12 protein-coding genes are annotated in these 12,545 nt (G+C 46.5%); 7 read left to right on the top strand and 5 right to left on the bottom strand.

All coding sequences use genetic code 11. The features are described 5' to 3' along the window. Window positions 1–49: 49 nt before the first annotated feature. On the top strand, window positions 50–244 hold the full coding sequence (locus KDK19_RS06340; protein ID WP_257276224.1) for a hypothetical protein: 195 nt from the start codon (window positions 50–52) through the stop codon (window positions 242–244). Window positions 245–327: 83 nt separating this feature from the next. Here the strand turns inward: KDK19_RS06340 and KDK19_RS06335 are convergent, their stop codons facing one another. Continuing rightward, window positions 328–1,587 carry an FAD-dependent monooxygenase gene (locus tag KDK19_RS06335; RefSeq protein ID WP_257291578.1) on the bottom strand — a complete coding sequence of 420 codons (1,260 nt, stop codon included), beginning with the start codon at window positions 1,585–1,587 and terminating at the stop codon, window positions 328–330. Window positions 1,588–1,784: 197 nt separating this feature from the next. Here KDK19_RS06335 and KDK19_RS06330 point away from each other — a divergent pair, with 197 nt between their 5' ends. Further along, window positions 1,785–3,500, top strand: a complete 1,716-nt coding sequence (locus KDK19_RS06330) for a hypothetical protein (RefSeq protein WP_257276219.1) — start codon at window positions 1,785–1,787, stop codon at window positions 3,498–3,500. Between the two features lie 92 nt (window positions 3,501–3,592). Here the strand turns inward: KDK19_RS06330 and KDK19_RS06325 are convergent, their stop codons facing one another. Next, window positions 3,593–3,871 carry a hypothetical protein gene (locus KDK19_RS06325; protein ID WP_257276220.1) on the bottom strand — a complete coding sequence of 93 codons (279 nt, stop codon included), beginning with the start codon at window positions 3,869–3,871 and terminating at the stop codon, window positions 3,593–3,595. Between the two features lie 275 nt (window positions 3,872–4,146). Here KDK19_RS06325 and murI point away from each other — a divergent pair, with 275 nt between their 5' ends. Then, entirely contained in the window at window positions 4,147–4,959 is an 813-nt protein-coding gene (gene murI / locus KDK19_RS06320) for a glutamate racemase (RefSeq protein WP_257276221.1), read from the top strand. Between the two features lie 42 nt (window positions 4,960–5,001). Here the strand turns inward: murI and KDK19_RS06315 are convergent, their stop codons facing one another. After that, window positions 5,002–6,117 carry a TRAP transporter substrate-binding protein gene (locus tag KDK19_RS06315; protein WP_257281850.1) on the bottom strand — a complete coding sequence of 372 codons (1,116 nt, stop codon included), beginning with the start codon at window positions 6,115–6,117 and terminating at the stop codon, window positions 5,002–5,004. 207 nt (window positions 6,118–6,324) lie between these two features. Here KDK19_RS06315 and KDK19_RS06310 point away from each other — a divergent pair, with 207 nt between their 5' ends. The 3 genes from KDK19_RS06310 to KDK19_RS06300 all read left to right on the top strand — a co-directional run bounded on the left by KDK19_RS06310 (window position 6,325) and on the right by KDK19_RS06300 (window position 9,371). Continuing rightward, window positions 6,325–7,722, top strand: a complete 1,398-nt coding sequence (locus KDK19_RS06310; RefSeq protein ID WP_257291577.1) for a hypothetical protein — start codon at window positions 6,325–6,327, stop codon at window positions 7,720–7,722. 503 nt (window positions 7,723–8,225) lie between these two features. Beyond that, window positions 8,226–8,765, top strand: a complete 540-nt coding sequence (locus KDK19_RS06305) for a hypothetical protein (RefSeq protein WP_257281852.1) — start codon at window positions 8,226–8,228, stop codon at window positions 8,763–8,765. A gap of 174 nt (window positions 8,766–8,939) precedes the next feature. Further along, window positions 8,940–9,371 carry a hypothetical protein gene (locus KDK19_RS06300; RefSeq protein WP_257291576.1) on the top strand — a complete coding sequence of 144 codons (432 nt, stop codon included), beginning with the start codon at window positions 8,940–8,942 and terminating at the stop codon, window positions 9,369–9,371. Between the two features lie 84 nt (window positions 9,372–9,455). On the opposite strand, the gene uvrD is transcribed toward KDK19_RS06300, so the two are convergent. After that, on the bottom strand, window positions 9,456–11,609 hold the full coding sequence (uvrD, locus tag KDK19_RS06295) for a DNA helicase II (RefSeq protein ID WP_257291575.1): 2,154 nt from the start codon (window positions 11,607–11,609) through the stop codon (window positions 9,456–9,458). A 272-nt stretch (window positions 11,610–11,881) separates the two neighbouring features. Between uvrD and KDK19_RS06290 the strand changes: the two genes are divergently transcribed. Next, window positions 11,882–12,061 (top strand): hypothetical protein, encoded by a 180-nt coding sequence (locus tag KDK19_RS06290; RefSeq protein WP_257281856.1) that lies wholly within the window; start codon window positions 11,882–11,884, stop codon window positions 12,059–12,061. A gap of 56 nt (window positions 12,062–12,117) precedes the next feature. Here KDK19_RS06290 and KDK19_RS06285 read toward each other — a convergent pair whose 3' ends face one another. Further along, window positions 12,118–12,453 (bottom strand): hypothetical protein, encoded by a 336-nt coding sequence (locus tag KDK19_RS06285; protein WP_257281857.1) that lies wholly within the window; start codon window positions 12,451–12,453, stop codon window positions 12,118–12,120. Window positions 12,454–12,545: the final 92 nt, after the last annotated feature.

The following is a 12,545-nucleotide window of genomic DNA, read 5'->3' as shown; positions in this document are numbered from 1 at the left end:
TTCATGACAGGGAACTTCGTGCAGATAGTTGAGTAACAAGGTTAGGAAGATGGCCGGAAATCTGATAGTTAAAGATCGAATCACCTGCGAGCAGGGGCGATTATATCAATGCCTGCGAAATGGTCGAATCAAAGTACTGATGGACAATGGCGAAGTCAGAGAGTATTTCGCCAAAGATCTGGTGGCCACGCTGGCCTCCAGTCCGGTGGCAGAGCTTTCCAAAAGAGGTCGTCTAAAACAGTGATAGAAGTGGCAAAAGTACATAAACACACCAGGGCCTGCTTTTTTCAGGCCTTTTGTGTAACATCTACCCGCCCGATCAAAAGTTTACGACGATTTTGCTAATTCAGCTTGTCGACCAGAAATGCCCATAGCGTATTTCATGACTTCCTTAACAGCTGGCCTTGATTTCCCGGCAATACCCAATGCAAGGTTTCTCAGAACCTTCAGAGGCACATTACTGTTGCTGAAAGCGAGATAGAAAGCGTCCATGGTACTCATCATAAGTTGATTATCTCTGCGACGAGCCTTTTCATAACGCGACAATACTTTCTTACTACCCAGAGACCGACCCGCATGATAAGCATCGGTCAGTATCTCTGCCAGCCAGGCAACGTCCTGAAAGCCCAGGTTGACACCCTGACCCGCAAGAGGGTTGATGGTGTGTGCGGCATCGCCCGCAAGTACCACACCATTGGCGAAATAGTTCATGGCATGTCGACGAGCCAGCGGGAACGATCCTCTCTCGTGCAGTTTAATCAACGGTGGTAACTCTTTAGGAAAAGTCGTTGAAAGTTCTTCCAGAAACTCACTGTCTGGCAGTTTCATGAGTTTATGGACATTCTCTGGCAGGTTATACCAGACAATAGACGCATAACTTTTGCCATCAACATCAGCCATTGGAAGAAAGGCTTCCGGTCCCGTGGCAGTGAACGCCTGCCAGGTAATGTCCTGTAAGCCCCCTTCAATCTCAACAGTCGCCACCAGGCACTGTTGCTCATATTCACGAGTGTCCAGACGAATATTGGCCTGTTCCCTGACCCTGGACTGAGCACCATCAGCCCCAATAAGCAAATCCGCGGTAAATACATTGCCATCCTGCAGCGTGACTTCAGGCTTTTCACCTCTGAGATTCATGCTTTCAATGGTTGCAGGGGCAAACACCGATACCGATTCTATGTCTTCGAGCCTTTTTAAAAGACCCAGCTGAGTGACACGGTTCTCGACAATAAAACCCAACTGTTCATGCCTGATATCTGCCGCGTTGAAGATAATTTGATTAGGCCGTTTATCCAGCTCTTTGCCGACCGGGGAGTATAGTTTCTCCCACACAGCCATGCGTCGATAAGGGCACATCCTCATGGTTTCCATATACGGCCAGGCACCCAGATTTTTCAGAATCTGCCCGGATGCGTAGCTCAGTGCCGATACTCTCAGATCCGGTAACTGATTGGGTTTGAATGCTGACGGTAAGGCCCGGTCAAAAACCGCCACCCGAATACCTTTGAGGCCCAAAGCACACGCAATTGCGGCACCCACCATGCCTGCGCCAACCACCATTACATCGTAGTGTTCTGATTTCGTCATAGCCTGAAACTTCCCGTTAGCCCGCAGTCTTTGGATAACCGGCTTATATGACCACAGGGCGAATGAATGCTCAACTATCCGGCTCGAGAAGGCTATCGCAGCATCTCAAAAAGAAAAATCCATTTTCTTGCATATCAATCAACTACTGCTAAAAACATTGTGCTCATAAACAAAAATCCACTGATTGGAGTATTCAAATGCAGTATCGGTTTCTTCCGATAGTTCCTTTCCTTGTGTCACTCTACACCGAAGCGGGACAATGGCCTGACGTGGCTCGATATTCAACTTCTTATTACTCCCAACTCAAAACCATGGACTTATATCTTCCACCTATACAGGCATTGGAAATTCCTAAAGCACAACGGATCGATCCAGTCTTTTATCAACCTGAAGCATCTTCACTGAGTAAAACAAAAACATTTCTTCAATTAAATGTTGCTACTGCCGGTTATTCCTCTATTGAGATTTCTGAAGCCGATGACGGTGTTTTCTTCACTGACTTTAAAAGCTCAGAAACAACGTCCAAAACAACCACTGCATTAGAGCAGGACTATCTGAACCATCTGGATATACTCAGACTGAACAAGATAAGGCTGGTGTTTGACTCTCAGGACAACACCCTGAGATTTTCTTGTCATGGAAAAACGTTCATTATTTCCAAATTCAGCGATTCCGGGACTTCTGAACCCTATCAGTCATTCCTGGTCCCGGCTATTTCATTAATGCCGGAAGTCGTCCAACTGATTGTCAACCTGATCCGGCACCTGAATGAACATCCTGACGGTATAGAGGGAGAAGAAGCTTTCCCCGGGGGAACACTCCAACAGGCTGATGTGGATAAGTATTTGATTTTTTCCGACACTGCTCTGTTTCCCACTTATCCTGACACAAGCTTCTGCAGGGGCAGCAGTCACTGTGTCCCCCTGAGTCAATACGCCTGGCTGGTCTATTCAGGGCATGGCAAAGCGGCCATTGTGAGCGATCCTTATTCCTCCGATGAGCCTATGGATGCAGATAATGGAAAAGACGGTGAGGGAGGTGAAGTGAAAAAGCCTGCCTATGCAACTCTTCCTGCCGGGGCCACTGACTTTCGGGCAGGTAATATCGGCATTGGAGGAGGTATTGGGGCTGGCTCAGGCGGTGAAGACAATGATCCACCGGAAAAAGCAACTGATTATTCCCGAACGCCTCCAGAAGACAAAAACGAGTCTGACGATGATCTTAACTTGTTACTGACTGAACTCTCTTTGCTGTCTGACGATGATTTTCTCTCTTTAATGGATGATATCTCTTTGCTATTAAATACGGTTAGTGCAGTCTACGAGCAACAAGGCTGGATCTTCTCTGTAAGGGAAGAGTCTACAGTGATTTATGCACCTGTACGCACAACATTTAATGCACGTTCAGCAGGAGTGATTGAGAAAAATATGCCACAGGAAGAACTTGCGAGGCTGCGGTACGCTCTGATGTTCGCTCAAGCTGCTATTGGCGATACATTTAAAGTTCTGGGCATAAGACGTCTTAAGCAGCTACTGGATAACCTTACCGGCAAATCTGATGATTCAAGAGAAGCTTTGCCAGAACCACCTGTCACTTCTGCCCAGCGATCTCCTGAAACTGAGACAACCGCCACAACTCCTGACACTGACGCCGGGGCTACAAGTAGTGCAGGTGGAGGCTTACGCCACTGGATGTTCCTGAAATCTTACGCCAGTCTGGGCGGGATTCAAGGTGTTGTTGATCATGAGAATGCAAATGCGATGCAGCCAGATGATTCCCACAGCTGCATGTCTGATGGCTCTGGGAAAGCGTCGCCAGAAGCGCCTGTTACTTCTGATCAGGGATCTCCTGAAACAGAGACAACAGTCATCGATTCTGACACGGCTCCCTTGATACCAGACGATGATGAATAGCCCGTCGTCGATCCAGATCCTTCAAACAGAGGAGAGCTTCCGGAAGATAGGTCACCCACAGAGCGGGACTTGTTGATCAACAATAATGATAACTAAACTTCTGACTCGTCTTCATCATGATCCGTACCTTCGTCTTTTTGCCGGGCCCGACGCTCAGAAAGCTTTCGGGCCCCGCGCTTCTTCTGGCGTTTTTTTGAGGCTTTTCGGGATCGCAGATTACGTGCAGATTCGAGCCCCTGCTCGTTTTGGGGGACTTTAGGCTGATATTCATCGCCTCCCTGCTGAGAACCTTCACCCTGATCGCCTGAGCTTTTGTTTGGATTCTCACCATAGTCCAGGGCAGTCGAAGTAGAAGATGGATTGATCTTCATCGGTTGCGCTTCCTTACTCACCTATTGAATGAGTGTATCCTGAAAAATCTTTTACCACCATGAGTGAGTGATTTGCACCACGAATATCGGCTGCCATGTCGCATGAAAAACAGCCATACCCAATCCGGATTTCTTTCCACCCGGAAGTTTCGCTCCCCTCTCACCCTTCAGCAGGTGCCTCTGAGGAGGTATTTAGCAGCCAGCTATTTTCAAAGAGGAGTAAAGGCTCTAGTCTATGCTGTCTATGTTTATTGCACCGGTACCTCTGTCATCCTATGCAACAGAAGCCTATCGTCATTTTTGACTCCGGAGTCGGAGGTCTCAGTATTTACCAGAAAATCAGAGAGAATCTGCCGTTTCTTTCCGTGATTTACTGCTCTGACAGTGAAGGTTTTCCCTATGGCCCAAAACCTGAAAATGATGTGGTCGAACGAACCCTTCATTGCCTGACGCGGCTGGTCGCCAACTTTCAACCAGCCCTCGCCATCATTGCCTGTAATACAGCCAGCACTATTTCTCTGCCCAGAGCCCGCGAGTTGCTCGACATTCCTGTTGTTGGCGTTGTGCCAGCGATCAAGCCAGCCAGCCAGACTTCACAAAAGCGCTGCATCGGTCTTCTGGCCACACCGGGAACCGTTGCGAGAGATTATACCAATCAGCTGATTCATGAGTTTGCGGGAGACTGCGAGGTGATTCGGGTAGGAAGCAGTGAACTGGTGCACCTTGCTGAACAACATATGCGCGGTGAATCAATAAACCTTGATGATCTGAAAAAAATTATTAGACCACTGTTTAATGGTAATAACTGGCCAGACTGTATTGTTTTGGGTTGCACCCATTTCCCACTGGTTCAGGAGCTTCTCGATTCTGTCGTACCAGCCCCGGTTACCTGGGTTGATTCAGGCGAAGCAATCGCCCGCAGAGTCGCCTCTTTGCTGAAGACGCATTATTCCTATCCTGAAGGGCCCCATTATGAAGGGACTGTGGAACATCGCTTCCTTTATACGGGCTCAGACCAATTGGTCACATCATTGCTGCCTGCTCTGAAAGCCATGAACTTTTCAGAAATAGCCTGTCTGGATAACTGACGACAAGTGCCTGACCGGGAATAACCCCGATCAGGCTGACTATCAAAGTTCTCTGGCCTGATAGTAAGCCACTTCTGAAATGTTGTGATACTCCACAGACTGCCTGCGGAATGCATCATAGGATTCATAGATCCTTTTTGCCTGCTCGCTGTTGCTACGAGTCTCAGCCACGACTTCTTCAGAGATGATCTTTAGCTGTTTAAGTACATCATCCGGAAGTTTTTTCAGCTGCACACCGTGCTCTTCAACCAACTGTTTCAGGGCGGCATTATTGCGGGCAGTGTATTCATCAATCATATCCTGATTCACTGCCCGGGCAGCGGTGGTCACAATGGCCTGCAAATCGGCCGGTAACGCATTCCATTTATCCAGATTGACAGTGAACTCAAGCACTGTGCCCGGCTCGTGCCAGCCAGGATAGTAGTAGTATTTTGCGGCTTTATAGAGACCAAATGCCAGATCATTGTAAGGACCTACCCACTCAGTCGCATCAATGGTTCCCGTCTGAAGTGCGGTAAAGATTTCCCCACCCGCTAAATTGACAGGCACCCCGCCCAGACGTTTGAGAACTTCGCCACCCATACCAGGAATGCGCATCTTCAGACCTTTCAGGTCTTCCAGAGAGTTAATCTCCCTGTTGAACCAGCCTGCCATTTGAACCCCGCTGTTACCCCCGGCAAAAGGCTTGAGATTAAAGGGCTTGTAAAGGTCATCCCAGAGTTGCTGACCGCCACCGTAGTGAATCCAGCTGCTGATTTCCTGAGCATTCAACCCATAAGGAACCGTTGCGAAAAACTGAGCGGCAGGCTCTTTTCCTTTCCAGTAATAAGCACCGCTGTGACCCATGTCGGCTGTGCCATTGGAGACTGCGTCGAACACCTCCAGAGGGGGAACCAGTTCACCACCGCCGTATACCTTTAGCGTAAGCCGACCAGCGCTCATCTCATCAACTAATTTGGCAAATCGTTCTGGTCCCATACCCAGACCCGGAAAGTTTTTCGGCCAGGAGGTTACCATTTTCCATTCGTAGGTTGGTTTAACTGACTCGGCTGGCAATGCAGAAGTCGATGTTGCAGAAAATTCCGGCTCACCACAGCCCGAAAGAAATGTCACTGTCGCAGCCAGTCCGATGAATGTAAGAAAGTTACGGCGTCTCATTAAGCTTACCTGTTAATTGTTGTTTTTATTATGTGATCGCAGAGCCTGCCGAAGAAATAGTAGGACGTTATTGAAAACTGTTCAACCCGCCAGTTCTTAAGTCTGCTGTGATCCTGATTCTCGACTACCCTCAATGCCATGGTTTCATTATCCAATAAAGATCAATCAACCGTTTTCAATACACATTGACATATGAAAGGCGATGTTATGCTTAAGAAAAAATTGAGATATTCAGACTACACCCTGATTTTTATGCTGTTATTTGCTTCACCTTATGCCCTTGCTTATCCGCATTTAAGCTCGAGTTCCTTGCTAAATTATCTGGCAACCATGTTGGTTCTCCAATCTACCATTAACCTTCCTGGTAATCATAATACCGGCTTGGTAGACGCCAATAGTTGTGACGGCAGCTGTCAGTTTGAGCCACAGTTGCATGAATATTTTCAAGGCAGCGTTATTCTTTTTGTCAGGGCTGTTCAATCCCCTTGCTCAAAACGCATTTTTGATGAAAAAAAGGAAATTTGGTTTGGGGGTTGGAGTCATGAATATAGTTTTATCGATCCTTTTATGATGAAGGTAGAAAAAAATGGTAGTTTGACTCCGGAAATAGGGTATGACGGAAGGTTTGCTTATTCTGTTAAAGATGATCCGGAAGGCATTAGTCTGAAAATCTTTTTTAAGGATGTACAGCCAGAAGAGGCTGGATTTTACGGCGCTCGCTTCCGTATTGACTCTTGGCCCCCTGTTATGTTCTCGTGCATTCTTGAACTACGACACATTCATCATGGACCATTGCAACCAAATATTAATGTTATCAGGGGCAATGAAGCCAGGTTTCAATATAGATTCAATCCCACTGTTGATAATGAAATACCCTCACTGGATTCGATCCGCTTTGGTCCCCAGCAAAAAAATGGAAGTATTGAAACCTACCTGTATTGGCAGAAAGACAAGGTAGAAAGTACCGCCTATAAAAATGCTGAAAAACAGGTTCCGCTGAATTTTTCCAGTCCGGCAAATACATCGATGACCCTTTCCAATCCGAGAAATATTTCACTGGATCTTTCCGGACTTGGAAACTATACCTTCGCTATTACTCTTCATGGAGTAGATTTAAATGATACTGGTCGGTATCTCTGTGATATAGAAGTGACACGTACTCTGAAGACTTTCCACACGCTAACTGCAGACCTTATTGTCGAGTCAAATCTCTCCGATCCTGATTTTACAGAGCCATCGACCCAAAGCTCATTTACGCAAACGCCTACTTCCTACCCCGGTGATACTAAAAACCGAAAAACAGATCTTACCATTAAACTCAACTTACCGACTGCTACCAATGAACCATTCATCACTCAGGATCTCCTTAAACAGGGCTCTCCTTATCCTGACACCGACCAGAAAAAATCATCGCGAACTTACGGTGAAGGGATTGGGTCAGGGATCGGCATTGGAATCCCCGCAGGGGTGGTGATAACCACTGTAGCGGCTGCGGGTATTTTCTTACTTGTCCGTCATTTAAGAAACAACCAGAAACGTTATGGTCTTATTGATAGAGAGTTTGTTCCTTTTAATGATGGTGACATTCTGCTTAACGCAAGATGATCATTAAGACTTGCATAAGTCTTCTCAGTTATAATCACTGAAGTTACGCAGTTGACAGTTCTCATAGCATGCGCCGGTGACTTAACCACCGACGCATTCGATTTCAGCACTTTAAGGAAGAGCTCGACTTCCCACCGTTTCCTGTAGATCGCCATGATATTCTCGGCATCACAGTCAAGATTGCTATAAACCGGATAGAGAATGTCTGTACTTCTTCCATCGTTGTTTTTAAAGACATGACGGTATAGCAGAACGGGGAAACTGAAACCTGCTATCACAAATCTGGCCCACTCCTCCAATTAAGATTAACTAACCAGCTGGTTAATGACTTATCTCAAGCAACTGCTAATGTGATTATTGACATCCTCCCCACCCTAAAGAGGCTGTCGCAAAAGTACGAGGTTTACGTTCATTCGATAAATCTGACTAATGACTGACAAAATATCTGTTCCTCTATAGAGGGGTAAAGGGGTAAAGGGGTAAAGGGGTAAAGGGGTAAAATTATGTTCACGAATAATGAGATACCGAAAACGACACAGCCGTTTGACTATACATCGCTTGCTAAGAATGACTCTTCAGGATCACTCAGCAGTTTTTCCGGTCGTTCTGTAACCCGGCACGAAGTAAATTTTTCCTATTTCCCAAAGCAAAAAGAATCGTGCAACGTAGATTGCCTCAATATCACCCAATTTACGGATCATAAAGCCGTAGTGACTTTTTATTTTGGTGAGAAAACGTTGGGGGATTGGCTTAATATTACAGAATCCTATGGGCCCTCATTTATTGGGCATCATGATGTTCATCATCAGCCGCGCATCCACAAAAAAGACTCTCCATTCGATAGGCACAGTCACGTCCTTATTGAAAGTGATAAGCTCGAAAGCTATGTACAAGAAGTCTCTGAAGAAATAGGCTTGTCTTCAGTCGATATTGCGCAGATTCAGCACTCCACCCGACAGTTTTGCGATAATCCCGGGGAGTCCAGCATCAAGTTTGAAGACGGCAGCTATGCAGAAAATGGGGGTGCCCGTTATTTACCGTAGTTTCGCATTCATACCACAGGTAATAGATGTCCGATCAGACGTAATACTGATGACGGTAGCAAACGACAGCGAAGTGCGTAACTTCAGTTAACCATCTATTGTTGTTCGTGACTGTGGCCTTTTGTTCCGGGAACATCAGGATTCAATTTCATTCGTTTGAGTAAGAAGGTTCCTATGAACAGAAATTTGATCATTTTTGTGCTGCTATTCGCCACGGTCTCCTATGCAGAATTGATCAAAGTAAATCCGGGCAAGTACTTTGACTATTATCATATGCAATACGAGCTAAAATCTGGCGAATACACGGTTAACAAGAACTACGGTTTTAATCAAGGCGGTCAGTTTGAAGTATTAGTGCCTAAACAATTCTTTCCTATCTCTGCACCTAACTGCAAAAAAAATATCATTATACGTATGCCCGCTTCAGATACTGAAGAGCAAAAAAAGGCATTGTACGAAAAGTTAATGGCGGGAAAATCGGTAGTCGTCACACTGGAACTTAACCCCTATGTCAATATCATCAACGAATCGCCATTAAAATTAGAGTTACAGTATTGTAACGTGTTTTTCAGACAAAAATTGGGCAATTACTACGACAGATTGTGAATTATGCTATGGAAACCTGCAAATAAGTCCTTGCTATTCTGGTCTACCAAAGGACTTATTCACACGTTCTTTATGCTATCACACTTATAGCGGACTCAGGTTAGCGTAAGCCATCATCAGCCACTTTGAGCCTTCCGAATCAAAGTTCACCTGAACCCGGGCCTGACTGCCTTCACCCTCATAGTTCAGGACCACCCCTTCACCAAAGACATCGTGATGAACACGCTGACCTAAAGCCAAACCGTGATCAGACTTTTGCACAGAAACCGGACGAGTGATTGATCCACCCAAACGCACTTCCTGCAACAGCTCGCCGGGAATTTCCCGAATAAAGCGGGAAGGGCGGTTCATGGTGTCATTCCCGTAGAGTCTGCGATTCTCTGCGTAGGTGAGGTAGAGCTTTTCCATAGACCGGGTAATTCCGACATAACAGAGTCGTCTTTCTTCCTCCAGATTGCCTTCTTCCAGAGACATCTTATGAGGGAACAGACCTTCTTCCAGACCGGCGAGAAAAACCAGAGGAAACTCCAACCCCTTGGCTGAGTGAAGAGTCATCATCTGAACACTGTCTGTGAACGCGTCAGCCTGATTTTCCCCTGCTTCCAGAGCAGCGTGGGCCAGAAATGCATCCAAAGGCGACATGGGCTCTGTCTCTTCATCCTGATCGATGTCGTCAATATCAAACTCGCTGCAGGCGGTGACCAGTTCCTCCAGGTTTTCTACCCTGGCACGACCTTTTTCTCCTTTCTCTTTCTGATGATGATCTATCAGACCAGAGACGGATATTACATGGTCGGCCAATTCCCCCAGCTCCAGATCATCGCCTGAAATACCCAGGCTTTCTATCAGCTCAACAAACGCCCCCAGAGAACGGCCGGCTTTGCCACCCATGGCACTGGTCGCAACAACACTTTTGATGGCACCCCATAAACTCAGGCCTTGTGAACGGGCTGTTTCACGGAGTTTTTCAACGGTTTTTTCACCAATGCCACGAGTAGGTATATTAATGACCCTTTCCAGGGAGGTGTCGTCATTGGGTGAGCTGACCAGTCTCAGATAGGCCATAGCATTCTTGATTTCCGCCCGTTCAAAGAACCGCTGACCACCATAAATTCGATAGGGAATGGAAGCCCTGAGCATGGCTTCTTCCAGAATACGGGACTGGGCATTGGAGCGGTATAGTACCGCCATACCACTGCGAGCCATTCCCTGTTCAGAAGCCTCACGAATGCGATCGGTAATAAATCGGGCTTCATCCATCTCGTTAAAACCGGCATAAAGCTGGATGGGCTCTCCCTCATTACCGCTCGTCCAAAGTTCTTTACCCAGCCGGTCCGGGTTATTGGCAATCACCGCATTGGCAGCACGAAGGATGTTGCTGGTAGAGCGGTAGTTCTGTTCAAGACGAATGGTTTCAGCTTTTGGGAAGTCTTTTGAGAATTGTCGTATGTTTTCAATACGGGCACCACGCCAGCCATAGATTGACTGATCGTCATCACCGACGATCATCATTTTGTCCTGATCACCAGTCAATATCCTTAACCAGGCGTACTGAATGGCGTTAGTATCCTGAAACTCGTCCACCAGCACATAACGGAATCGCTCTTGATAGTGCTGAAGAATATCCGATCTTTTCAGCCAGAGTTCATGTGAGCGTAAGAGCAGCTCACCAAAATCAACAACTCCTGTCTGGTTACAGTAGTCTTGGTAAGCCCGATAAACATCCAGCATGGTTCTGTCAAAAGGATCATAGCCAGGTTCGATGTAGTCAGGCCTCAGCCCCTCATCTTTCTTACTATTGATGTACCACTGGGCCTGCCGGGGGGGCCACTTCTGTTCGTCCAGATTCATGGCCTTCATCAGACGTTTTATCACCCTGAGCTGATCATCGCTGTCGAGTATCTGAAAGTTTTCGGGCAGGCCTGCATCCTTATAGTGAGCTCTCAACAACCGGTGAGCCAGTCCATGGAAAGTCCCTACCCACATGCCTCGCGGAGGAATCCCTAGCAGCTCTTCGATTCGGCTTCGCATTTCTGCGGCCGCCTTATTGGTAAAAGTCACCGCCATGACAGAGTAGGGCGACATGCCTTCAGCCTGAATCAACCAGGCAATACGGTGCACGAGTACCCGGGTTTTACCACTGCCAGCACCTGCCAGAACCAGCAGTGAACCCGGAGGGCTTGTGACCGCCTGTCGCTGGGCATCGTTCAGGGAGTCAATGATAGGGGTTACATCCATAGATGGCATTCTTTCCAGCTAGATAAACACTATGCAGCCCGGCGGCTCAATCCGAAACCAGAGCTGTTAAGGAATTGTACAGGTTTTTAGCAAAATCGTCGTAAACTCTCATTTGGACGGTGGTTTACAACCATTCTGCTAAAAATCTATTTTGTAGGATATATCTCACATACTTTGTCGTGTTTTTCTCTTGTTCTTCTCAAGCATTTTTCATAACTTCGTAACTGTCAGAAAGCATCATAAAAAAGAATAAAAAACAAAGGGGTGCCATCATGGCTAACAAAGATACACAGCTCAAGAAAGATTATCTTCAGGAAGAAGAAATTATTCGAGACGATCTGCCTAACAAAGGTTCAAAACGTGCACTGCAGATTCGAAGAGCCCTGGAAGACAGGCAAGAAACCAAAAAACTCAGCTCCTTCTTTGGCGACAGCTATTGGGGCGATGTTTGACCATCGATTTTTCAGCCCCTTATCAAGGAAGGTGTTGTAAAGGGGCTGAGACTTTCCTAACCATTGTAGTGTTTACTTTCTTCCGCTTTCCCTAAGGCAATTCTGATATCACCCAACTTTCTCCCAATGGTGTATTCTGGCGGTTTCATCTCCATTGAACTGGTAATCCATACTGGCTGTTTAATATGAAAACAATGACCTTCTTCAGTCGTTAGCTTATAAGAGGGAAAAGCCAACACAAACTTTAACTGCAAACGACCATCTTCGTGCCTATGTATTTGTGTTTCACACTTCCTTTCCTGTGGAGCAATAACACGATGCACGCCCAGTTTTTCTTGAACCATAACACTCAAGGTATTGACCAATGGGTTGTATGGGCTTTGACTCACCATATCCGTCAGGACACCTTTCAGTGCTTCGGGTTAAAAAAGTTCGCAATAATCTATTATAATCTAAAGCTATCTAATATAATCTCAAGAATGGA

The sequence above is a fragment of the Endozoicomonas sp. ONNA1 genome, from assembly GCF_024606325.1.
Taxonomy (GTDB): Bacteria; Pseudomonadota; Gammaproteobacteria; order Pseudomonadales; family Endozoicomonadaceae; genus Endozoicomonas_A.
Note: the sequence above shows the minus strand (reverse complement) of the source record. Positions and strands in the feature narration are given on the sequence as shown.

Bases quoted from the DNA above. Each gene is read 5' to 3' on its own strand.
- KDK19_RS06340 (WP_257276224.1), top strand. From the start codon at position 50: ATGGCCGGAAATCTGATAGTTAAAGATCGAATCACCTGCGAGCAGGGG.
- KDK19_RS06335 (WP_257291578.1), bottom strand. From the start codon at position 1,587: ATGACGAAATCAGAACACTACGATGTAATGGTGGTTGGCGCAGGCATG.
- KDK19_RS06330 (WP_257276219.1), top strand. From the start codon at position 1,785: ATGCAGTATCGGTTTCTTCCGATAGTTCCTTTCCTTGTGTCACTCTAC.
- KDK19_RS06325 (WP_257276220.1), bottom strand. From the start codon at position 3,871: ATGAAGATCAATCCATCTTCTACTTCGACTGCCCTGGACTATGGTGAG.
- murI (WP_257276221.1), top strand. From the start codon at position 4,147: ATGCAACAGAAGCCTATCGTCATTTTTGACTCCGGAGTCGGAGGTCTC.
- KDK19_RS06315 (WP_257281850.1), bottom strand. From the start codon at position 6,117: ATGAGACGCCGTAACTTTCTTACATTCATCGGACTGGCTGCGACAGTG.
- KDK19_RS06310 (WP_257291577.1), top strand. From the start codon at position 6,325: ATGCTTAAGAAAAAATTGAGATATTCAGACTACACCCTGATTTTTATG.
- KDK19_RS06305 (WP_257281852.1), top strand. From the start codon at position 8,226: ATGTTCACGAATAATGAGATACCGAAAACGACACAGCCGTTTGACTAT.
- KDK19_RS06300 (WP_257291576.1), top strand. From the start codon at position 8,940: ATGAACAGAAATTTGATCATTTTTGTGCTGCTATTCGCCACGGTCTCC.
- uvrD (WP_257291575.1), bottom strand. From the start codon at position 11,609: ATGGATGTAACCCCTATCATTGACTCCCTGAACGATGCCCAGCGACAG.
- KDK19_RS06290 (WP_257281856.1), top strand. From the start codon at position 11,882: ATGGCTAACAAAGATACACAGCTCAAGAAAGATTATCTTCAGGAAGAA.
- KDK19_RS06285 (WP_257281857.1), bottom strand. From the start codon at position 12,453: ATGGTGAGTCAAAGCCCATACAACCCATTGGTCAATACCTTGAGTGTT.